At 70.2% G+C, this 22,541-nt stretch carries 13 protein-coding genes; 11 read left to right on the top strand and 2 right to left on the bottom strand.

What is annotated here, in order from left to right; all coding sequences use genetic code 11:
* Positions 1 to 12 precede the first annotated feature (12 nt).
* The 8 genes from ACFY3L_RS43240 to ACFY3L_RS43205 all read left to right on the top strand — a co-directional run bounded on the left by ACFY3L_RS43240 (position 13) and on the right by ACFY3L_RS43205 (position 16,633).
* Positions 13 to 939, top strand: coding sequence for a carbohydrate ABC transporter permease (locus ACFY3L_RS43240; protein WP_389338660.1), 927 nt, complete (start codon positions 13 to 15; stop codon positions 937 to 939).
* Position 940: 1 nt separating this feature from the next.
* The gene (locus ACFY3L_RS43235; protein ID WP_389338657.1) at positions 941 to 1,720 is read left to right on the top strand and encodes a carbohydrate ABC transporter permease; all 780 of its coding nucleotides are present in this window, start codon (positions 941 to 943) and stop codon (positions 1,718 to 1,720) included.
* Positions 1,721 to 2,328: 608 nt separating this feature from the next.
* Positions 2,329 to 2,958, top strand: coding sequence for a hypothetical protein (locus tag ACFY3L_RS43230; RefSeq protein WP_389338654.1), 630 nt, complete (start codon positions 2,329 to 2,331; stop codon positions 2,956 to 2,958).
* Positions 2,955 to 8,465 carry an OmpL47-type beta-barrel domain-containing protein gene (locus tag ACFY3L_RS43225; RefSeq protein ID WP_389338652.1) on the top strand — a complete coding sequence of 1,837 codons (5,511 nt, stop codon included), beginning with the start codon at positions 2,955 to 2,957 and terminating at the stop codon, positions 8,463 to 8,465. The genes ACFY3L_RS43230 and ACFY3L_RS43225 overlap by 4 nt, the downstream gene beginning before the upstream one ends.
* A gap of 11 nt (positions 8,466 to 8,476) precedes the next feature.
* On the top strand, positions 8,477 to 11,536 hold the full coding sequence (locus ACFY3L_RS43220) for an OmpL47-type beta-barrel domain-containing protein (RefSeq protein WP_389338649.1): 3,060 nt from the start codon (positions 8,477 to 8,479) through the stop codon (positions 11,534 to 11,536).
* Positions 11,537 to 11,543: 7 nt separating this feature from the next.
* Positions 11,544 to 12,167 carry a hypothetical protein gene (locus ACFY3L_RS43215; protein WP_389338647.1) on the top strand — a complete coding sequence of 208 codons (624 nt, stop codon included), beginning with the start codon at positions 11,544 to 11,546 and terminating at the stop codon, positions 12,165 to 12,167.
* Positions 12,167 to 13,201 (top strand): hypothetical protein, encoded by a 1,035-nt coding sequence (locus ACFY3L_RS43210; RefSeq protein ID WP_389338645.1) that lies wholly within the window; start codon positions 12,167 to 12,169, stop codon positions 13,199 to 13,201. The genes ACFY3L_RS43215 and ACFY3L_RS43210 overlap by 1 nt, the downstream gene beginning before the upstream one ends.
* Positions 13,202 to 13,315: 114 nt before the next feature.
* Entirely contained in the window at positions 13,316 to 16,633 is a 3,318-nt protein-coding gene (locus tag ACFY3L_RS43205; protein ID WP_389338642.1) for a beta-L-arabinofuranosidase domain-containing protein, read from the top strand.
* A 114-nt stretch (positions 16,634 to 16,747) separates the two neighbouring features.
* Here the strand turns inward: ACFY3L_RS43205 and ACFY3L_RS43200 are convergent, their stop codons facing one another.
* Both ACFY3L_RS43200 and ACFY3L_RS43195 read right to left on the bottom strand, forming a co-directional pair.
* The gene (locus ACFY3L_RS43200; RefSeq protein ID WP_389338639.1) at positions 16,748 to 17,764 is read right to left on the bottom strand and encodes a LacI family DNA-binding transcriptional regulator; all 1,017 of its coding nucleotides are present in this window, start codon (positions 17,762 to 17,764) and stop codon (positions 16,748 to 16,750) included.
* Between the two features lie 4 nt (positions 17,765 to 17,768).
* Entirely contained in the window at positions 17,769 to 19,250 is a 1,482-nt protein-coding gene (locus tag ACFY3L_RS43195) for an alpha-N-arabinofuranosidase (RefSeq protein ID WP_389338636.1), read from the bottom strand.
* Positions 19,251 to 19,489: 239 nt separating this feature from the next.
* Between ACFY3L_RS43195 and ACFY3L_RS43190 the strand changes: the two genes are divergently transcribed.
* Genes ACFY3L_RS43190 through ACFY3L_RS43180 form a run of 3 tightly spaced genes read left to right on the top strand, consistent with a single transcriptional unit; the run spans position 19,490 to position 22,530 of the window.
* Positions 19,490 to 20,743, top strand: coding sequence for an extracellular solute-binding protein (locus ACFY3L_RS43190; RefSeq protein ID WP_389338633.1), 1,254 nt, complete (start codon positions 19,490 to 19,492; stop codon positions 20,741 to 20,743).
* A gap of 27 nt (positions 20,744 to 20,770) precedes the next feature.
* Positions 20,771 to 21,712: a carbohydrate ABC transporter permease gene (locus ACFY3L_RS43185; protein ID WP_389338630.1), complete on the top strand. Its 942-nt coding sequence runs from the start codon at positions 20,771 to 20,773 to the stop codon at positions 21,710 to 21,712.
* Positions 21,709 to 22,530 (top strand): carbohydrate ABC transporter permease, encoded by an 822-nt coding sequence (locus ACFY3L_RS43180; protein WP_389338627.1) that lies wholly within the window; start codon positions 21,709 to 21,711, stop codon positions 22,528 to 22,530. The genes ACFY3L_RS43185 and ACFY3L_RS43180 overlap by 4 nt, the downstream gene beginning before the upstream one ends.
* Positions 22,531 to 22,541 lie beyond the last annotated feature (11 nt).

Below are 22,541 nucleotides of genomic sequence, written 5' to 3'. Positions count from 1 at the left end.
AGTAGAGACGCGATGACCCTGCTCGTCGACAAGCGGCCGGCGGTCTCCCCGCCGGCCGCCCGGCCCCGCCCCCGGCGCACCCGCCGGTGGGTGGGCGCGCTGTACGCCGCACCCACCGCCTTCATGGTCGGCATGTTCTTCCTCGTCCCGCTCGGCCTCGTGGCGTACATGTCGCTGCACCACTGGCCGTTGCTCGGCGCGCCAGAGATCAACGCGCCAGAGAACTACGCCGGCATGGCCGACGACGAGTTGCTCGCCACCGCGGCCTGGTTCACCCTCAAGTACACCGTCGTGGTCACGGTGTTGCTCTTCGGGCTCTCCTTCGGGCTGGCGCTGCTCGTGCAGCACCCGGGCCGGGGTGTCGGGCTGCTGCGCACCGCGTACTTCATCCCGGCCGCGGTCGGCTTCGCCAGCGCGTCCCTGCTGTTCCTGGGCCTGCTCAGCGACGAGATCGGCCCGGTCAACCGGATCCTCGAGTCGCTGGGTCTGCTGCACGGCTATGTGTCGTGGAGTAACGGCAGCCCCGGCAGCGCGCTGGGCTCCGCGGTCGGACTCGTGCTGTGGCGCTTCGCCGGGTTCAACATGCTCATTCTGCTCACCGGCCTGCAAGCGATTCCCGTCGAGGTGTACGAGGCCGCCCGCCTCGATGGCGCCTCCCGCTGGGCGACATTCCGGCGGATCACGGTGCCGTTGATGCGCCCCACCCTCGCCCTCGTCCTCACGCTCATGGTCACCGGCTCCCTCCTCGCCTTCGACCAGTTCTGGATCCTCACCCGCGGCGGGCCCGACAACTCCACCACCTCGCTGGTGATGGTCATCTACCGCAAGGCATTCATCGAGCTCGACCTCGGATCCGCCGCAGCCATCTCCGTCGTGCTCCTCGTCGTCCTGATTCTGTTCAACGTGGTGCAGCTCGGCATGCTGCGCAGAAAGGACTGACATGCGACGGCTCACCGGCGCCGCCCTGGCCATCCTGTTCCTGTTCCCGCTCGCCTGGAGCGCGTTCGCCTCGGTGCGCACGCCGAGCGGGTTCGGGCTGGAGAACTACGCCCGGCTGTTCACCGCCGACAACGGCATCCACTTCGAGCAAGCGTTCAACTCCGTCGCCGTCAGCGTCCTCACCGTCGGCGGCACCCTGGTCGTGAGCACCCTCGGCGGCTACGCGTTCGGCCGGTTCACGTTTCCCGGCCGCGACGCGCTGTTCCTGCTCACCCTCGCGATCCTCATGGTGCCCTACGCGACCATCCTCATCGCGCTGTACGTCCTGCTGGGCTGGATCGGCCTGCAGGACTCGCTCATCGGCCTGAGTCTCGTGCTCATCATGTTCCAGCTGCCCTTCTCCGTGTTCATGATGCGCAACTCCTTCGAGGCCGTGCCCAAGGAGCTCGAGGAGGCCGCGTTGCTCGACGGCTGCGGCAGCTTCCGGGCGCTGATCCGCATCATGCTGCCCGCGGTGAAGCCGGGCCTCATCACCGTCGGGCTCTTCGCCTTCCTCACCTCGTGGAGCGAGTTCTTCGCCCCGTTGATCCTGCTCAACTCGACCGACAAGTTCACCATGATGCTCACCGTGGTGAACATGCGCACCGCCACGTTCGGCGCCATCGACTACGCCGCGCTGGAGGCCGGCGTGACATTCATGGCGGTGCCCTGCCTGGTGCTGTTCCTTGTTCTGCAGCGCAGCTACGTCCGTGGCTTCATGTCAGGCGCGTTGCGCGGCTGACTCCCGGGGATCTTGACCACCCGCCGTGCATCGACTCGGCGACCAGGCGTCTGTTGCCATCTGTCCGCTGCCGCATGGCCGAATTGTCATCACCGTGCGGCGCGCGGCAGTGCAGGCTGACTCGGGGGCGCCGGGCGCCCTGCCGAACCGGGGGAGTTCGGCACGGTGCGGCTGATCGGCCGGCCGCGTCGCGCCACCATGTCGACGACCCGGATGCCGGCTCGGGAACGCGGCGTGGTCCGTAGGAATTGCGACGGGATTGCCGCTGCGTGCGGGGCTGCCGCGCTTCTCCCCGGGCGAATCCTCCAGCCTTCACCGCCACCGTCGTGGAGCTGGGCTACGTCCGATTAGCCCGACCTTTCCGAATTGCCGGTAAAGAGGGCATCGACAATTCGTCACATTCATACATTTGCGTGCCTCGTCAACGGTCGCGCTGGTGGGAGCACTTCCAGGCAGGTGAGCGCTTCGACCCGAAAGCGTTTCGGTTTGTAAGGACCCGAACGATGACTGTCCCAATTGTAACAACCCGTAGTACGGCGGAAATCAACCGTTGACATGGTCGAAACGTGTTGCCACCATTTCCGAAAAGGTTTTCGAGGGAGGTGCTCATGCTTCGTCGCACGCTCGTCGCCGTTGCCGCGGTTGTGCTCCTCGCAGGGTGTTCCGGGTCGCCGAAGTCCGCACCACCGCCGCCCGTCGACGGGGCCGACAGCGGCGGCCGGCTCGTCCTGTGGACCCGGTCCCAGCTCGAGGTCCAGGCGACCCTGCTCGTTGACGCGTACAACGCGACCCATACCAACCAGGTCGAGCTGGTGCTGGTGAACGGCGCCGATGTGAACGTTCGCATCGACGGCGCTGCGCAGGCCGGGGCCCTGCCCGACCTGCTCGCCGGTGGCCTGGCGGATGTGCCCGGGTGGACCGGGCGCGGGCTCTACCAGGACATCACCGGGCGGGTCGAGCGCCTGTCCTTCGCCGCTCAGCTCGACCAGCCGTCGATCCAGGCCGGGACCAGGGACGGCGCCAAGCACGCGGTGCCCTTCGTGCTCGCGAAGGACGACGGCGACGGCATCGGCATCTCCCGCGACTCGAAGAAGGCGGACCAGGCGTGGAACTTCATCGCCTGGGTGCTCTCCGACGAGGCCCAGGTGCAAGTGCTCGCCCGCAACGGGGACGAGGTCGCGCGGGCCGACCTGAAGACGAACGAATTCACCCCCACCGAGAAAGGTGCCCGTTCGTGAGAACAGTCCGGCCACGCGTCGCGGCCGCTGCCGCGGTCGCCGGCCTACTGCTGACCACCCTCACCCCCGTGCCGGCTCATGCCGCACCCAACACCGCCACCCCCTATCCGACGTTCACCGGCGGCGCCAACCCCGTGCCGGACGAGCGCACCGGCTACCACCCCCGCAACCAGCTCCAGGCCATCTTCGACGCCGACGTCACCGCCGGCGCCGGAGCGGGCCCGGACAACGACTTCTGGATCGACCGCATGCTCGCCCGCACGGGCAACCAGCCGGGCGGGTCGAACGGCGACGCGAACCAGTACCTCTTCAGCCGCGGCCGCGCCGTGTTCATGAAGACACACACCCCGGGCGTGCTCGGCTTCGGCGGCGAGGTCGCCTACATCGAGTCGATTGCGGGCGGCCAGGGCGCCTACACCATCACCGCGTCCATCAACGGCGCCGACGTCGCGCTCACCGAGGACGTGAACCAGCGCAAGCAGACCCCGAGCTACTTCCGCACCGTCTTCAACAACACCGCGGGCGGGCTGCGCATCACCGAGACCAAGTACATCACCGACGCCAATGTCGCGGTGACCTCGGTGGACGTCGCCAGCACCAACGGTGCGGCCAAGAGTGTCACGCTCACCGCGAGCTCGGCATTCGCCAAGACCGTCGCGGGTGACAACGGCGAGCTGACCGGCGCGGTGCGCGCGTTCAACCAGCTCACCACGCTCTTCCCACGTTTCTCCGGCGACGGCTTCGCGCCCGTGGACGGCACGCTGCGCCAGACCCTGAGCGTGCCTGCGTCCGGCGCGGTGACGACCAAGGTACAGCTGGGCTTCATCACCAAGGAGCAGCCGGCCGCGGAGACGGAGTACACCCGCTACCGGGGCCTGACCCCGGCCGCGGCCTACAAGGAGCACGTCACCGCCTACAACCGGTGGTGGGCCGACAACGTGCCCTACCTGGACACGCCCGAGAACAACATCGACAAGACGCTGTTCTACCGCTGGTGGCTCATGCGGTACAACTTCCTCGACGCCGACCTGCCGGGCAACGACTACCAGTTCCCGACGTCGATGGAGGGGGTGCTCGGCTACAACAACGCGATCGTGCTGACGGTCGGCATGTTCGTCGACGACCTCAAGTACTTCCGCGACCCCGTCTACTCCTACGGCCCGTGGGTGTCCGCCGGCGAGGTGTCGAAGAGCTCGAAGTACGTCGACAACCCCGGCGACCCGGCCAACTGGTCCAACTCCTACACCGAGTACATCTCCGAGGCGGCCTGGCGCTCGTACCAGCTGCACGGCGGGCCGAAGGCGATCGCGCGGAACCTCGCCGGCTACGCCGAGAACGACGTGAAGGGCCTGCAGCAGGCGTACGACTTCGACGGCAACGGCCTCATCGAGTACAACTGGGGCGCCATGACCGGCAACGACGCCGACGCGGTGTCGTTCGACTGGAAGTCCGGCTACATGGACCGCGCCGAGAACGCGTACCTGTACTCCAACGCCAAGGCCGCCGCCGCCGCGTACCGCACCGCCGGCGACACGGCCAAGGCCGACGAGATGGAGGCGTTCGCCGCCCGGATCAAGGCGGCCGTGCTGCAGTACCTGTGGGAGCCCGCCCGTAGCACCCCGGACCAGATGGGGCTCTACGGCAACCTGCTCAAGCATCGCCTGGTCTCCGGCAACCAGCTCGTGCCGTGGAAGGAGATCAACAACTACTACCCGTTCTCGGTCGGGCTGATGCCGAAGCCGGGCGACGCCGACTACACGCAGCCGTACGTCGAGGCGCTGCGGCTGTTCGCGGACAGCTCCCAGTACCCGATCTTCCCGTTCACCACCGCGAACCAGGCCGACAAGGCCGCGGCCGCGGCGGCGGGCTACCCGGGCAGCAACAACTTCTCCGTCATCAACTCCACGGTGACGTTCCGGATGCTGTCGTCGGTGCTGCGCAACTACCCGACGAGCTACATCGATGCCGAGTGGTACAAGAAGCTGCTCTACTGGAACGCCTGGGCGCAGTACCAGAACAACGGCGACAACCGTTACCCGGACCAGAACGAGTTCTGGGCCGACGGCTCCGCGACGGCCGGGACGATCGGCTACCGCTCCTGGATCCACCACACGATCCTGGGCGCCACCAACTTCACCGTCATCGAGGACGCGATGGGCCTGCGCCCGCGCTCGGACGCGAAGGTGGAGCTCGACCCGATCGACATCGGCTGGGACCACTTCACCGCCAACAACATCCGCTACCGCGACCGCGACCTCAGCATCGTCTGGGACGCGCCCGGCGGGACGCGGTACTACGGCAACGACGTCCCGGAGGGCTACTCCGTCTACCTCGACGGGCAGCTCGCGTTCACCGCGGACAAGCTCGGCAAGCTCGTCTACGACCCGGCCACCGGCACGGTCGAGGCCGCCGCCGGCGTGCGGGTGCTGACCCACACCGCGATCGCGGTGAAGGCGCCGCAGGACGTCACCTACGCCGCCGACGCCCGCGTTGTCGACGTGATGGCCAAGGCGGGCGCCGACATCGCCCCGGCCAGCACCGGTTCCGAGAACTTCGCCCAGGGCCGCCCGGCCACCGCGACGTTCTCGGCGGCGGGCCGCGCCCCGGCCGGCGCCGTGAACGGCACGACGATCAACGAGCCGTTCTGGGGCACCGCCGGATCACCCAACACCAGCGACTCGCTCGACATCGACCTGCAGGGCGAGCGCTCGATCGACGACGTGCGGGTGTACTTCTACAACACCACCACGACCGCGACGGTCGCCGGCTACGCGCGGCCGGCCCAGTTCACGGTGTCCTACGACGACGGCTCCGGCTGGAAGCTGGTCCCGAACGAGTTCCGGGCCCCCGCATACCCGCGCGGCAACCTCAACCAGGTCCGCTTCCCCGCGGTCAAGGCGAAGAAGCTGCGCATCACCGCGCAGCACGCCCCAGGCGCGAAGACCGGCATCAAGGAGGTCCAGGCGTTCGGCACCGGCGTCGCGGCACCGGCGGCCGTGAACCACCCGCCGCTGGCCGACGCGTGGCTCGACTCGTCCTACAGCCAGGCCGGCTCGGCCCGCATCATCGGCCTCGCCCAGGACGACGGCGACCCGGGCTCGGCGCTCAGCTCGGCCTGGACGGTCGTCGACGCGCCCGACGGCGGCTCGGCCGCATTCGACCCGGCCAACGCGCCGAGCACGGTGGCCCGGTTCACCAGGTCCGGCCGGTACACCCTGCGCCTGAGCGTCTCCAACGGCCAGGCGACCTCGACCAAGGACCTCGTGGTCAACGCGACCGCGCTGGCCGAGGGCGAGATCAACGTGGCGAGCACGGCGACGCCGTCGGCGAGCTTCACAGCCGGCTGGAACAACGTCAACGCGGTCAACGACGGCAAGCCCTCGCTGTTCAGCGGCGGCGTGCAGACCGACCTGTGGGGCACGTGGACCGGCAGCGAGCCGGCCACCCGCTGGCTGCAGTACGACTTCCCGTCGGCGGTGCGCGTGGACCACGCCTCGATCGACTTCTGGTCGGACAGCACCACGGGCGGTAGCGGCGTCGCGGTGCCCAAGTCGTGGAAGCTGCAGTGGTGGAACGGCACGGCCTGGCAGGACGTGACCAACCCGGCCGGCTTCGACCCGGCCGTGCGCGGGCGCACCAACCAGGTGACGTTCGACGCGGTCACCACCACCCGCCTGCGGGCCACGTTCAACGCGCTGCCCAACGCGGCCGGGACCGCCTATTCGGCGGTCGGCGTCTCCGAGTGGCGGGTCTTCGCCGCCGCCGCGAGCTCCGTCAAGGGCGTGGACGCGCGCACCCAGGTCGGCGTCGTGCCCACCCTGCCGTCCACGGTGGACGTCACCTACGCCGACGGGACCACGCTGCCGGTCGCGGTGGCCTGGGGCGCGATCGACCCGGCGAAGGTCGCGGCGGTCGGCGACTTCACGGTCTCCGGCTTCGTCGCCGGCACCACCCTCACCGCCACCGCCCACGTGTGGGTGCGCGGCCCAGACCCGGTGCAGATCAACACGATCGACCCGGTGGCGGTCGCCACGAAGGTCGGTGTCGCGCCGAAGCTGCCCACCGGGGTGAGCGTCGGGTACAACGACGGCTCGCGGCAGAGCGGCATCGCGGTCACCTGGGCGGCGATCGACCCGGCCAAGTACGCGGCGGCGAGCACCTTCGAGGTGAGCGGCCAGGTGGCCGGCACCGACAAGACGGCAACCGCGACGGTCACCGTCGGCGACGGCGGCCCGAGCGACACCGCCCCGCCGGTCGCGGTCCTTGCCGCCGACCCGGCGCCGGCCAGCGGCTGGACGACGTCGAACGTCACCGTCACCGCGACGGCGACCGACAACGCCGACCCGGCGCCGAAGATCGAGATCGCGGTCGGGACGGGGGGCTTCCAGGCGTACACCGGACCGGTCACCATCTCCGCTGAGGGCTCGACGCCGGTGAAGGCACGGGCCACCGACAAGGCGGGCAACGTCTCGCCGGTGACCGAGCGCACCGTCGGCATCGACCGCACCGCGCCGGCGGCCACGGCGACACTCGACGTCGCCAGCCGCTCGGTGACCATCACCGGCACCGACGCATTGTCGGGCATCGGGGCGGTGCAGTACCGCCTCACCGTCGGCGGCGTGGTCACCCAGGACTGGACGACGGCCAACGGCGCCGTGCCGATCGGCTCGGCGGCGACAATCGTCGACTACCGGGCCGTGGACAAGGCCGGCAACACCTCCGCCACCGGTTCGCTGCCGGTCGCGGCGGGTCAGGCGCCGGTGAACGTGGCCCGCACGGCCACCGCCTCCGCGTCCTACACCCCGGCCTGGGTCACCGCGGACAACATCAACGACGGTGTCCAGCCGACCGGGCCGGTCGGGCCGAACACGGACGTGTGGAACACCTGGCCGCAGGTGGGCGAGCAGTGGATCCAGCTGGACTGGGCCTCGCCGGTCACCGTCGACCGTAGCCGGATCTGGTTCAGCCAGGACGTCGACGACTCCGGAGCCGGGGTCGCGCCGCCGAAGACCTGGAAGCTGCAGTACTGGACCAGCGCCGGCACCTGGGCTGACGTCGAGCAGCCCGGCGCCTACGGCACCTCCGCCACCGAGTGGAACACCGTGACGTTCAAGGCGGTCACGACCACGAAGCTGCGGGCGCTGCTGACCGCGAGCGGGACCGAGGAGGGCAAGGGCGCACCCGGTGTGCAGGAGTGGGAGGTGTACGACGTGCCGGGCAACCCGGCGCCGAAGTTCCACGTCGAGGTCCAGGCGAAGACGCAGTGCATCGCCGGCACCGCCTACGTGTCGGTCAACGTCCGCAACGCCGACGACCAGGCGCTCACCGTCGAGCTGGTCACGCCGTACGGGTCGCGGACGGTGACCGGGGTCGCCCCGGGCAAGACCGCGTACCAGTCCTTCACCACCCGCTCCGCCACCGTGGCGGCCGGGACGGCCACGGTGAAGGTCACCGGCACCGGCGGAAGCATGGAGATCACTGCCCCCTACACCGCCTCCAGCTGCTAGGAAGGCAAACCTTGAGACCGCTCCGCATGATCGCGGTCGCCGGTCTGGTGCTGGCCGGGCTGCTCGTCAGCCCGGCCGGTCCGGCCCACGCCGCGGATTCGTACACCTTCACCCACCAGGGCAACCCGATCCTCGCCGACGGCACCTACTACTCGGCCGACCCGGCCCCGCTCGTCGCCGGCGACCAGCTGTACATCTACACCGGTCACGACCAGGCCGGCCCCACCACCAACGACTTCCAGATGAACGAGTGGGGCACGTTCCGCACCGGCGACGTCCAGAGTGGACAGTGGACCCACTTCCCGTCGCTGGCCCGCCCCGAGACCCTGTTCAGCTGGGCCACGGCCGGTCGCGCCTACGCCGGCCAGGTGGTCCAGGGCCCCGACGGGCGCTACTACTGGTACCTGCCGGTCAGCGAGCGCGTCAGCACCGCCGCCGACAAGTTCGCGATCGGCCTGGCCGTGTCCGACAGCCCGACCGGGCCGTGGGCCGACTACCTCGGCGGCCCGCTCATCTCGCAGCGGGTGCCGGCGGTCAACGACATCCAGAACATCGACCCGACCGTCCTCGTCGAGAACGGCCACGTCTACGTCTACTGGGGCACCTTCGGCCAGCTGCGAGTGCTCGAGTACCAGGCGGACATGAAGACGCCGGTCGGCACCCAGAGGTCCGTCACGGGCCTCACCGGGTTCTTCGAGGCGCCGTGGCTGTTCGCCCGCAACGGCACCTACTACCTGGCGTACGCCGGCAACAACGCCGGCCCGACCTCGCCGTGCACCCCGGCGAACTACCACGCCTGCATCGCCTACGCGACCGCGTCCTCGCCGACCGGCCCGTGGACCTACCGCGGCACGGTGCTCGCGCCGGTGTCGTCGACCACCAGCCACCCGGGCATCATCCAGTTCAACGGGCAGTGGTACATCACGTACCACACGGCCGACGCGGTCGGCGGCGGGCACTTCCGCCGCTCGGTCGCCATCGACAAGGTGGAGTGGGACGACACCCAGTCGCCGCCGCGGATGAAGATGGTCGTGCAGACGCCGGTCAAGCAGCGCGACCGCACCCCGCGGGCGAACATCGCCCAGGAGGCCAAGGTCACCGTCTCCAACGACCCTGTGCCGACGCAGTACTGGGTGAAGGCCCTCAACGACGAGATCGTGCGCGCCAACCCGCTCCCACCGGACATGTGGGGCACGTGGACCGGGAGCAACCCGGCGCAGCAGTGGGTGCAGTACACCTGGGACCAGCCGATGCGCATCGCGGGTTCGCAGATCGACTTCTGGAACGACCAGCCGCAGGGCAGCGGCGTCGGCGTCGCCGCGCCGGCCAAGTGGAAGATTCAGTACTGGAACCTCGGCACGGGGCAGTGGGCCGACGTGCCGAACCCGAGCGGGTACCCGACGTCGACGGCGGGCTTCCAGAACACCACCTTCGATCCGGTCACCACCACGCAGGTGCGGGCGATCTTCGACGCCTCGACCAACGGCAGCACCTACTCGGCCGTCGCCGTCGAGGAGTGGAAGGTCCTCGCCGCGCAGTCGGCTTCCGCCACCGCCCCGGCGATCACGGTCGAGGTCGGCGAGACCGATGTGCCCGGCACCGTGCCGGTAACGTTCGGCGCCGAGACGCTGCAGGTGCCGGTCTACTGGGACCCGGTCACCACGGCCGACGTCGCCGAGCCGCACCAGTTCACCGTCAAGGGATCCGTGCTCGGCTACGCGGCCGGCCAGATCTCGGCCACGGTGACCGTGGTCTCGCCCGGCGACACCGCCGGCGACGTGACCGCGCCGACCCTGACGCTCACCCCGAGCGGCAGCGCGGGCACCGGTGGCTGGTTCCGCTCCGCGGTCAAGGTCCGGGTCGCGGCGGTCGACGACCGCGGCGGGCGGATGACGATCGAGTCCAAGGTGGACGGTGGCGCGGCGGCCAGTGCGTCGCCGGTGCGGTACACCGACGTCACCGTCACCGGTGACGGGCAGCACACCGTGAGCGCCACGGCGACGGACCGGGCCGGCAACACCTCGGCCGCGGCCACGCTGCCGGTGCGCATCGACGCCACGGCGCCCGTCAGCACGGGTACCGTCGATGCCGCCGCGAGAAGGGTCAGCGTCACGGCGAGCGACGCCACCTCGGGCGTGGCCCGTATCGAGTACGCCGTCGACACCGGGGCGTGGGCCACGTACACCGGGCCGATCGCGGCGCCGGACTCGAACAAGCACACGGTGTCGTTCCGGGCGCTGGACAACGCCGGCAACCTCGAGACGGCGAAGACGGCCACGATCGCCGCCGACCTGTCCGGTCCGCTGTCGGGCAACGTCGCGCCGATCGCGATCCCGACGGCGTCGTACACCGCCTCCTGGAACAGTGTCACCGCGCTCAACGACAACGCCGACCCCGCGGGCCCGGCCCAGGCCCAGATCTGGGGCACGTGGTCCGGCACCCGGCCGGCGACGCAGTGGGTGCAGTACGACTGGGCGCGGCCGATCCGGCTCACCGGCGCCGAGCTCAAGTTCTGGAAGGACGCCAACCGCGGCACCGGTGACGGCGTGGCGGAGCCCGACGGGTGGAAGCTGCAGTACTGGGACGGCACTGCCTGGCAGGACGTGTCCGGCGTGTCCGCCTACGGCACCTCCACGACGGCGTTCAACACCGTGAGCTTCACCCCGGTGACGACCTCGCGGCTGCGCGCCACGATCAGCGCCAACGGCAACGGCACCACCTACTCGGCGGTCGCCGTCACCGAGTGGCGCGTCTTCGCCGACGATCCCGGCACCGCCCCGGTCACCGTGCCCGTCACGGTGACCGTCCAGCCGCGCTGCATCGCCGGCAAGGCGTACCTTGCCGTGCAGGCCCGCAACGACCATGACTCGGCGGTCGACATCGCCGTCGAGACCACCTACGGCGACCGGGCCTTCGCCGCCGTCGCCCCCGGCGCCAACGCCTACCAGTCCTTCGCGGTCCGTGCCGCGCCGGTCCCGGCCGGCACCGTCACCGTCCGTGCCACCGGCACCGTCGGCGGCAAGAACGTCACCACCCCCATCACCGCCGACTACGGCACCCTCACCTGTTAGGAGCAGCATGAACACACGCGCTCGACTTCACCTGGCCACCGCCACGGCCGTGCTGGCGGGTAGCACCGCCTTCGCGGGCGTCGCGGCCGCCGACCCCGGGGACTCCAGCGATGTCAACGTGACCGTCGACATCCCCGCGATCCACCAGCCCGGCGTCCTGGCCCTCAGCGTCGCCGCCAACGCGGTGAACCTGACGGAGAACGGCTCCACCGCCCTGGTGCGCCAGTTCACCGGCACCCTGCCGACGGTCACCGTCACCGACACCCGCACCGCGGAGGAGGTCCCGGCCGGGGCCGCGTGGGCGGTGCTCGGCACGTCCAGCAACTTCACCGGCACGGCGGGGCAGCCCGCCATCACCGCCGACCACCTCGGCTGGAAGCCGCGCCTGATCGACGGCGGCGAGACCGGCCAGGTGAGCGAGGGTGAGGAGGTCGTGACGGTGCTCGACGACCCGACGCAGCCGGGCAACAACGTCGGCCTCAAGGACCAGGAGCTGCTGGTCTCCACATACGACTCGGCGGCGGTGACCGGCGGCTCGTACGACGTGAACGCCGACCTGTTCCTGCGCACCCCCGCCGACGTCGCGGCCGGCTCCTACCACGCCACCCTGACGATCTCGCTGTTCGAGTGATGATTCTGTCCCGCTCGGCCCGGACCGCGGTGGTGGTGCTCACCGCGGTCCTGGCCGTCCCCCTCGCCCCCACCCCAGCCGTCGCGGACCCGAGCCCGAGCCCCGCCGGCAAGCTCACCTGGACCGTCCAGCCCGCTACCGAGAGCGGGCCGGACGGCCGCCGCTGGGTCGAGCGCACCCTCGACCCGGGTCAGGTTGTCACCGAGCACATGGCTGTGCGCAACCTCGGCAAGATCCCGGCGGTCTTCGTCTTGTCGGCCGCCGACGGTTACCTCACCGACAAGGGCCGCTTCAACATGCTCCCCGCCGACCAGCCCTCCAAGGACGGCGGCACCTGGATCGCGGTGCAGCCGCAGATCACCGTCGGCGCGAACGAGACCAAGGTCGTGCCGTTCACCATCACCGTCCCGCGCGACGCCGCCCCCGGCGACCATCCGGCCGGCATCGCCGCCTCGGTGCTCAGCAGCAACGGCACCGTCCAGGTCGAGAGCCGGGTCGGGTTCCGGGTGATGCTGCGCGCCAGCGGCAGCGTGCAGGCCGCCCTGGCCGCGCAGGGCCTCACCGCCCGCTATGACCGCTCGTGGAACCCGCTTCGCCCAGGCGCGGTCCATGTCACCTACACGCTGGTCAACACCGGCAACGTGCGGGTCGACGCCCGGGCAGGCGCCTCCGTCGCCGAGCTGTTCGGCGCCCACCGCCGCGACGCAGGCGTGGAGACGGGGGAGCTGTTGCCCGGCGGAGTCCGCGAGGCCGACACCCGCGTCCCCGGCGTGTGGGGTCTGGTCCGTGTGCGAACCACGGTCGTGCTCACCCCGTCGGTGCTCGGCGATGCCGGGGCGGGCACGCGGGCGAGCCCGGCGACGGCGGAGGTGACGGCCTGGATCGTGCCCTGGCCGCAGCTCTTCGTGCTGGTGGTGCTCGTGGCGCTCTTCTTCGTCCAGCGCGCCTTCCGGCGCACCCGGCGCCGCCGCCTGGCCCGCCTGCTGGACGAGGCACGGCGGGAAGGACGGGCCACGGCACTCGCGGCGAAGTAGGAGTTGTTAGCGCTAACATCAAGAAAGGCAGCACGTGGAATGGGTTATTGACCGCTGCGGAAGTGAGCGCTAACAATGAGGGCAGTGCACCCCCTCGGGAAGGAATGACCTTCAGTGGCCAATCGACGTCAGATTCTGCAGGCCTCCGCGCTCGGCGCCGCGACCATCGCCGGCGCGGGCCTGCTCGACCCCGCCTCCGCCGCGGCGGCCGTCACCGCGGCGGCCGCCGCCCCGCCCCAGCCCGGCCCGGGCGGGACCGCGCCCGTCCGCCCCTTCCAACTGCGCGACGTGCGGCTCGGCAGCGGCGTGCTGCAGGAGAAGCGGGACCGGACCAAGGCGTTCCTGCGCGCCTACGATGAGCGCCGCTTCCTGGTGCTGTTCAACAACCAGGCCGGCCGGTCGAACCCGTCGGGGGTCAACGTCCCGGGCGGCTGGGAGGACGGCGGGCTGCTCAGCGGCCACTGGGCCGGGCACCACATGACCGCCCTCGCGCAGGCGTACGCCGACCAGGGCGAGGCCGTCTACAAGTCCAAGCTCGACTGGATGGTCGCCGAACTCGCCGCGTGCCAGGCCGCCATCACGGCCCGGATGAGCACCGGCGGCACCGGCGGCGGGGGGCAGCCCGCCCCGCAGATCGGCCGCGTGCAGGGCCGCTTCGGCAACGCGCTGAAGCTCAACGGCACGAGCAAGGCGCAGTACTGCACGCTGCCCCAGGAGGCCATCAACCAGCTCACCGACTTCACCATCGCGACCTGGATCAACCTCGCCTCCACGACCAGCTGGACCCGGCTGTTCGACTTCGGCCAGTCCACGACCGTCAACATGTTCCTGACCCCGCGGGCCGGCGTGACCGGCAACGTGCCGCGCTTCGCCATCACCATCGGCGGATCCGGGCAGGAGCAGCAGATCAACGGCAGCTCGGCGCTGCCCACCAACCAGTGGGTGCACCTCGCGGTCACCCTGTCCGGCAAGACGGGGACGTTGTACGTCAACGCCCAGCCGGCCGGCACCAACGCCAACATGACGCTGAACCCGTCCAGCCTCGGCAACCCCGGCAACCGGTGGATCGGGCGGTCACAGTACGGCGACCCGTTCCTGGACGCGACGATCGACGAGTTCCACATCTTCGACCGGGCCCTGAGCCAGACCGAGCTGCTGTCCATGCTGGACTCCCCGGCCGGGAGCACCGGGGGCGGCAACATCGCGTGGTACAAGTTCGACGAGGCCGACGGCACCGCGCTCAAGGACTCCTCGCCCAATGGCCGCGACGCCGGCATCGTGGCCGCCTCCACGGCCGGGCCGGCCGACTGGATCCCCACGTTCCCGGGCTACCTCGGCGCCATTCCGGAGGACGCGGTGCTGCGCCTCGGCCCGCCGCGCTGGGCGGTCTACGGCGGCAACGCCGCGACCAACACCTGGGCGCCGTGGTACACGCAGCACAAGATCATGCGCGGTCTGCTCGACGCGTACTACAACACCGGCAACGCCCAGGCCCTCGAGGTCGTCACGAAGATGGCGGACTGGGCCCACCTCGCGCTCACCATCGGCGACAAGAACCACCCCGACTACAAGGGCCCGCTGACCCGCGACGACCTCAACTACATGTGGGACCTCTACATCGGCGGCGAGTTCGGCGGCGCGAACGAGATCTTCCCGGAGATCTACGCGCTCACCGGCGACGCGAAGCACCTGGAGACCGCCAAGGCATTCGACAACCGCGAGTCGCTCTTCGGCGCCTGCGTGGAGAACCGCGACATCCTCGTGGTCACCCCGCAGAACCGGCCCGGCCGGCGCCGCGGCGAGCGGCTGCACGCCAACACTCACGTGCCGCAGTTCATCGGATACCTGCGCGTCTTCGAGCACGGCGGCGGGCAGGAGTACTTCACCGCCGCGAAGAACTTCTACGGCATGATGGTGCCGCACCGCATGTTCGCCCACGGCGGCACGGGCGGCAACTACCCAGGCTCCAACAACAACCTCGAGCTGTTCCAGAACCGCGACAACATCGCCAACGCGGTGGCGACCAGCGGCGCGGAGACCTGCACCACGTACAACGTCATGAAGCTGGCCCGCAACCTCTTCCTGCACGAGCACGACCCCGCGTACATGGACTACTACGAGCGCGCCCTGCTGAACATGATCCCCGGATCGCGGGCCGACACCACGTCCACCGGCGACCCGCAGGTGACCTACTTCCAGCCGGTCGCCTCCGGCACCGTGCGCAGCTACGGCAACACCGGCACCTGCTGCGGCGGAACCGGACTGGAGACCCACACCAAGTACCAGGAGAGCATCTACCTCAAGTCGGCCGACGGCGGCACACTGTGGGTCAACCTCTACCTGGCCTCGACCCTCACCTGGGCCGAGAAGGGCTTCACCGTCACGCAGGCGACGACGTACCCGCGCGCTGACCAGACAAAGCTCACGATCGACGGCACCGGCCCGCTCGATCTGAAGCTGCGCGTGCCCGGGTGGTGCCGGCGCGGCTTCACCGTCACGGTCAACGGCACCGAGCAGAACCTGAACGCGCAGCCCGGCTCGTACGTGACGCTCAGCCGCAGCTGGAACCGCGGCGACGTCGTCGAGATCAAGATTCCGTTCAGCATCCACATCGAGCGGGCCATCGACCGTCCTGACACCCAGGCGATCTTCTGGGGTCCGGTGCTGCTGCAGATCATGGGCAACCCCGGCAGCGGCGCCTGGCGGGAGCTGTCGCTGTACCGCTTCCTGAAGCGCGACGGCGACTACTCACGAGCGGCAGTCACGGCCGGGGCGGTCACGGCGGCCGGCGACCAGACGTTCACCGCGAGCGGGTTCACGCTGCGGCCGTACTACATCAGCGACACCCAGGCCGCCTCGTCGTACTTCCGCCGGGTCGAGCCGACCGTCGTCTTCGGCTCGGTCGACTCCGGGGTGCCCAACCGCAAACGCAACGACGGGCTGCCGAACTACGACGTCCCCGTCACCGGCGTCACGTCCCCGGGCACGGACGGCCCGACGTTCCTGGACCTGCTGTGGGACCGGGCACCGTTCGCGACCCACGGCCAATTCATGGCGGCGGTCAACGAGCTCGCGGCCCAGCTGTACACGGGGGTCGAGAAGGACGCGGTGGTGGCCGCGGCGGTCGCGGCCGAGCGCGAGCTCGCGACCGGGCCGTCGCTCAGCGTCGCCGTCGAGGCCCGCACGCAGACCATCGGCGCGACCAGGTACGTCTCGGTCAGCGCGCGCAACGACGACAGCGTGCCGCTCACCCTCGAGCTGATCACGGCGTACGGATCGCGGGCGGTCGCCGGGGTGGCACCCGGCAAGTCGGCGTACCAGTCGTTCAACTCGCGGGCCGCGTCGATCCCGGCCGGCACCGTGACCGTCAAGGCCACCGGCGTCGTCGACGGGCAGACGGTGACGGCGGAGTTCTCCGCCTCGTACAGCTGATGCGATCTTCCGCACCCCGGGGCTGCAGTCGCGCAGGCGCCCCGGGGTGCGGACTCGCTGGTCCAGTTCAAGGGCGATCAGACCGCCCCGCCCCGCACATTGCCTGATGGGCGGTCAAGCCGACTTGCGCACCACGAGCGAGTAGTCCGTGAGCACTTCGGTCGGCGGCGTGCCGCGGCCGGCGACGCGTGCTGCGAGCATGTCGACGGCCTGCTTGGCGACCTGCGCGGTGCCCGGCTCGATCGTGGTGAGCGGCGGCGTGGTGAACTCCGCCATCGCCACGTTGTCGAATCCGATGACGGCCACGTCGTCGGGCACGCGCGCGCCGCGGGCCGCGAGCGCGTGGAGCGCGCCGAACGCCATCGTGTCGTTGAAGCAGAAGACCGCATCAGGCGGCTGCGGCAGGCCGAGCAGGCGCGCCATGCCGGCGGCGCCGTCGCGCAGGTGCCACTCCTCGGCGGTGATGACGTACTCGGCGGGCAACGACAGGCCGTTCTCGGCGAGGGTGTCGCGGAACGCGTCGAGCCGCAGCGACGCGGCCGACGTGGTCGCGACGCGCGGGTTCGCGCCGATCGCGGCGATGCGGCGGTGGCCGCGGTCGACGAGGTGCTGCGTCGCGAGCCGGGCGGCCTCGGTGTTGGCCATCGTGACGTGGTCGACGGGTCCGCGGAAGATCCGCTCGCCGAGGATGACGAGCCGGTCGTTGCCCGTGAGGTGCCGTTCGTCGCCCGGCCCGAGCGCGTGGGGCTGGAAGATCAAGCCGTCGGAGTGCTGGCGGCGGGCGCCCGAGAGGATCGCGATCTCGTTCTCGCGGCGTGCACCGGTCTGCTGGATGACGACGGTCCAGTCGTGCCGCTCGGCCTCGGTCATGATGCGCCGGGCGAGGTCGATGAAGTAGTCGATCGTCAGGTCGGGGATGGCGAGGGTGATCGTCCCGGTCCGCCCGGTGCGCAGGCTGCGCGCTGACGTGTTCAGGCGGTAGCCGAGATCGTCGACAGCGCGCAGCACGCGGTCACGTGTCTCGGGCCGCACCGACGTGTGCCCGGAGAGCACGTTGGACACGGTGCGGGCCGTGACGCCGGCGCGGGCGCCGACGTCGGCCATCGTGACGCTCTCGTCCTTGCGTGCCATCGGTTCACCTACCTTCGGTCGCGCAGCCGACGCGGACGGTGGCCCACGATACCGGCGGCAGCCGAAGCGCGAGCGTCCCGCCGTCGAGCCGGGTGCCGAGCGGACGCGGCACGACGGCGTCAGGGTTGTCGGCCGTGTTCGTCGCCGTGGGATCCGGCGCCCACAGCAGCTCGGCGTGCTCGACGGAGCGCGGGGCCAGGTCGTGCAGGTCGAGCGCGACGTCGGCGACCGTGGCCGTCGAACGGTTGGCCAGGTGAACGAGCGCATGGTCGCCGCTGGGGGAAACGGTCACGACGCATGTCGCGTCGGCCCCGCCAGGCGTGTCCGCAGCGGTGTCCAGCACGGTGTGGCCCGCGCTGCGGGCGACGGCGGCGAACGGGTGGAACGTGGTCTGCCGCCAGGCGGGCCGGCCGGGCTCGGCGCGGATCGGGCCGATCACATTGACGAGCTGCGCCATGGCGGCGATGGCGACGACGTCCGCGTGGCGCAGGATGCTCTGCAGCAGCGTGCCGACGACGACCGCGTCGGTGAGCGTGTAGTTCTCCTCGAGGATGCGGGGCGCCTCCTCGAACACGCGGTGCGGCTCGATCTCGTCGTACGACGTGTAGTTCCACACGTTCCACTCGTCGAGGCTGATGCGGACGTCACGCTCGCTGCGGGTCGCGGCCCGCACGTGCGCGATGGTCGCGGCGACGTCGTCGAGGAACCGGTCGAGCGCATCCGACGAGCGCAGGAACCGCGCGCGATCGCCCTGGTCGTAGAAGTAGATGTGGCACGACAGGTGATCGACGAGGTCGATCGTGCGCGTGAGCACTTCGCGCTCCCACGTGCCGAACGTGGGCATCCGCTCGTGCGAGCTGCCGACCACGACGAGCTCGAGCGCGGGGTCGAACCGGCGCATCGCGGCGGCGGTCACGGCCGCGCGCTCGGCGTAGGCGGCGGCGGAGCTGTGGCCGAGCTGCCACGGGCCGTCCGCCTCGTTGCCGAGGCACCACAGGCGCACGTCGTGCGGCTCGGGTGAGCCGTTCGCGACGCGAGCGTCGGAGAGCGTGGTGCCGCCCGGATGGTTGGCGTACTCGAGCAGGCCGAGCGCCGAGCGTGTGTCGCCGAGGCCGAGGTTGAGCGCGAGCATCGGCTCGACGCCGGCGTGACGGCACCAGGCCACGAACTCGTCGGTGCCGAACGTGTTCGGCTCGATGGTCTTCCAGGCCAGGTCGAGGCGGCGCGGGCGGGCGTCTCGCGGGCCGACGCCGTCGCGCCAGTCGTAGCCCGAGACGAAGTTCCCGCCGGGATAGCGCACCACGGTGACGCCGAGCTCGCGGACGAGCTCGAGCACGTCGGCGCGGAAGCCCTCCGGCGTCGCGGACGGGTCGTCGGGGGCGTACAGCCCGCCGTAGACGCCGCGGCCCAGGTGCTCGACGAACGAGCCGAACAGGCGCGGGTTCGCGGTGCCGATCCGGCGGGCCGGCCGGAGTCTCACGGGCACGGCGGGGGTGTGCTCATCCACGTCGACGATCTACCTCTCTCCTTGTTCATCGATGAAATTAGGCGACGCAACTGGCAGCGTCAACGTGAACGGCCGATGTCAGCAATGTTACCGAAGACGCTTGACGAAAAGCTTTTCGGAGGGCAGAGTCCTGCCCCGACAGAGTCGTTTCATCGATGAAACAAATCTCGGTCGAGCGGCGCCGCCGCATGGTCAATGGCGACAGAGGGAGACAGCTCATGAGGAACGCACGCCTCGCTCGCGCGCTCGTCGCGCTGGTGGGGGCCGCAGCACTTGGCCTGGCGGCCTGCTCGTCCGGCAGCCCAGGTAGCGGGGACACGGCCGGCGGCTCGACCACGCTGACGGTCTGGCACTACTACAACACCGATGGACAGGTGCAGGGCCTGCAGCGGCTGGCGACCGCGTTCGAGGCCAAACACGCCGGCGTGCACGTCCAGTTCCAGTACGTGCCGGTCGAGCAGATGACGACGAAGGCGGTCACCGCCGCGGGCGCCAAGACGGGCCCCGACGTGCTGGTCTTCGGCGCCTCCGGCACCTACCCGCTGGCGCAGTCCGGTGCGATCAAGCCGATGGACGACTGGTGGTCCACGTACTCCGACGCCAAGCAGTTCCCCGACGGCGTGCTGCAGAAGATCGACGGCAAGCTGTACGGCGTCCAGGGCTACGTCAACCTGCTGGGCCTCTGGTACAACAAGGACCTCCTCGACCAGCTCGGCACCCAGATCCCCACCACGATCCCCGAGCTGGAGGACGTGATGGCGAAGGCCGTCAAGGCCGGCAAGCAGGGCATCACGCTCACCGGCAAGCCAGGACTCGAGAGCCAGTGGCAGGGCTTCCCCTGGTTCACCTCGCACGGGTTCACCTACGGCAACGCTCAGGCCGCGCCCATGGCGCAGACATTTGCGATGCTCCAGGACTGGACGGCCAAGGGATACCTGTCCAAGGAGGCGGCGGCCTGGGACCAGGTGGTCCCGTTCCAGCAGTTCGCCGCGGGCTCGTCGGTCTTCGCGGTCAACGGCAACTGGCAGATCGCCGCCGCGGCCCAGGCGAAGTTCAAGTACGGAGTCGCGCCCCTGCCGATCACCTCGCAGGGCGGCGTCCTGCTGGGCGGCGAGGTACAGAACGTCGGAGCCTTCTCCAAGCACCCCGACCTGGCGAAGGAATTCCTCGAAAGCTCGTTCTTCTCCGTTGACGGCGAGCTCACGCTGCTCGACGCGTTCGGCTCGATCCCGGCGCGCGCCGACGCCGCCGGCTCAACGAAGATCAGCAGCGACCCGATCCTGAGCGTGTTCGGCAAGATCGTGCAGCAGCAGGGCCGCCCGTCGCCGAGCCCACAGGTGCCGTCCAAGAACGTCGACAAGGTCGAGACGCTCGTCGGCAACTCCTGGTCGAAGGCGATCTCGAGTCAGGGCAAGCCGGAACAACTCGCCGGCGAGCTGATCGACCAGCTCAAGCCTCTCTTGAAGGGCTGAGGTCGGATGAGTTCGAGCGTGCCCCCGGTGTCCGCGCCGACGAGGACGACCGCCGCCGGCCTCTCCGCGCCCGTGCCGGCGCGGAGAGGCCGGCGCCACGGCCGCACGACCGACCGGCGTATCGCCCTGGCGACTCCCGCGGGTGCCCTGCTGCTCGCGCTGGCCGTCTGGCCGCTCGTCCAGCTCGGCAGCATGAGCCTGCACGCGGTGAGTGCGGCGACCCTGAACTCCCAGTGGGACTTCGTCGGTCTCGACAACTACGCGACGATGCTGAGCGAGCCCGGCTTCGGTCGGGTCGTCGTCAACACGCTGGCGTTCGTCGTGATCGTGACCGTGATCGGGATGGTCGGCGGCTTCATGGTCGCGGTAGCCGTCCTGTCGTCGACCCGCGGCGGCTCGTTCCTGCTCGGTCTGATGGTGTTCGTCTGGGCGCTGCCGCCGGTCGTCAACGGGTCGATCTGGAAGTTCCTCCTGGCCGACCAGGGCCTGATGAACCAGACCCTGCGCGCACTGGGCGGCCACGGGCTGGGGTTCCTCTACGACGCCAAGTTCGCCCTGTGGTCGGTCGCGCTGGTCAACGCCTGGGCGGTCGTGCCGTTCAACGCGCTCGTTCTGCGCGCCGCCCTGCTCGGCGTCGACCCGCAGGTGCTCGAGGCCGCGGAGCTCGACGGAGCGCGACCCTGGAAGCGGGTATGGCATGTCCTGGTGCCCGCGGGCCGCGCTTCGGCGACCGTCCTCACGATCTTGACGATCGTGTACGCCTTCCGCAGCTTCGACTTCATCTACGTCATGACCTCCGGCGGACCGGGGACGGCATCCACGACGCTGCCGTTCCTCGCGTACTCCGAAGCGTTCCTGACCCTCGACTACGGAAGGGGAGCCGCCACGGCGCTGATCGCTCTCGCCGTCGTCGTCGTGCTCGCGCTGATCTACTCCCGCGACGTCCGCCGAACCGAGGAGGAGGCATGATCCGCCGCCGCCGCGAGCCAGTCGCCTTCATGTTCCGCTCCCTGCTCTACGTGCTCTACGGGCTTCCGCTGCTGTGGATCGTCCTCACGTCGCTCAAGAGCCAGGGCGACGTCCTGTCGAGCCAGGCCTCCATCGTCTTCCGTCCGACGCTCGACGCGTATCGCGCCGCCATCGCTGACCCGGCGCTCGGTGCCGCTGTTCGCCAGTCGGCGTTCGTGGCGATCGGCACGACGGCCGTGTGTCTCGCGTTCGCCACGCCCGCCGCGTACGCACTGGCCAGAACGCGAAATGCGATCGTCGTGCCGGCGCTCACACTGCTCGTCGTCCTCCAGATGGTGCCGCAGACCGCGAACCTCATCCCGCTGTTCTGGCTGCTGTCCAAGTGGGGACTGCTCAACACGACGTCCGGCCTCGTGCTCGCGGACGCGGCCATGTTCCTGCCCTGGGCGATCCTGCTGCTGCGCCCGTTCTTCGGGCAGATCCCGACCGCGATCGAAGAGGCCGCACGCGTCGATGGCGCCGCCACGATCCGCACATTCCGGTCGGTGGCGCTGCCGCTCGCCCGAAACGGGATCCTCACCGTGTCCTCGGTGATCTTCCTCGTCTCGTGGGGCGAGTTCCTCTACGGCATCACGTTCATGCTCTCGCCCGAGAAGTACCCGCTGTCGTCACTGATCGCGGTGCAGTCCGGCGCCTACGGCGCCGACTGGCCTGCGATGATGGCGTTCGCCGTCGTCGCCGCGGCGCCTGTGCTCGTGGTGTACGTGGCCAGCCTGCGGCTGCTGTCCTCAGGCTTGACCATGGGCGCAGTCAAGTAGCCGTGGCCACG

Source organism: Dactylosporangium sp. NPDC000521, assembly GCF_042898305.1.
Classification (GTDB): Bacteria; Actinomycetota; Actinomycetes; order Mycobacteriales; family Micromonosporaceae; genus Dactylosporangium.
Note: the sequence above shows the minus strand (reverse complement) of the source record. Positions and strands in the feature narration are given on the sequence as shown.

Excerpts from the sequence above, each read along its gene's own strand:
- ACFY3L_RS43190 (WP_389338633.1), top strand. The coding sequence starts at position 19,490 with ATGAGGAACGCACGCCTCGCTCGCGCGCTCGTCGCGCTGGTGGGGGCC.
- ACFY3L_RS43215 (WP_389338647.1), top strand. The coding sequence starts at position 11,544 with ATGAACACACGCGCTCGACTTCACCTGGCCACCGCCACGGCCGTGCTG.
- ACFY3L_RS43180 (WP_389338627.1), top strand. The coding sequence starts at position 21,709 with ATGATCCGCCGCCGCCGCGAGCCAGTCGCCTTCATGTTCCGCTCCCTG.
- ACFY3L_RS43200 (WP_389338639.1), bottom strand. The coding sequence starts at position 17,764 with ATGGCACGCAAGGACGAGAGCGTCACGATGGCCGACGTCGGCGCCCGC.
- ACFY3L_RS43235 (WP_389338657.1), top strand. The coding sequence starts at position 941 with ATGCGACGGCTCACCGGCGCCGCCCTGGCCATCCTGTTCCTGTTCCCG.
- ACFY3L_RS43240 (WP_389338660.1), top strand. The coding sequence starts at position 13 with ATGACCCTGCTCGTCGACAAGCGGCCGGCGGTCTCCCCGCCGGCCGCC.
- ACFY3L_RS43230 (WP_389338654.1), top strand. The coding sequence starts at position 2,329 with ATGCTTCGTCGCACGCTCGTCGCCGTTGCCGCGGTTGTGCTCCTCGCA.
- ACFY3L_RS43210 (WP_389338645.1), top strand. The coding sequence starts at position 12,167 with ATGATTCTGTCCCGCTCGGCCCGGACCGCGGTGGTGGTGCTCACCGCG.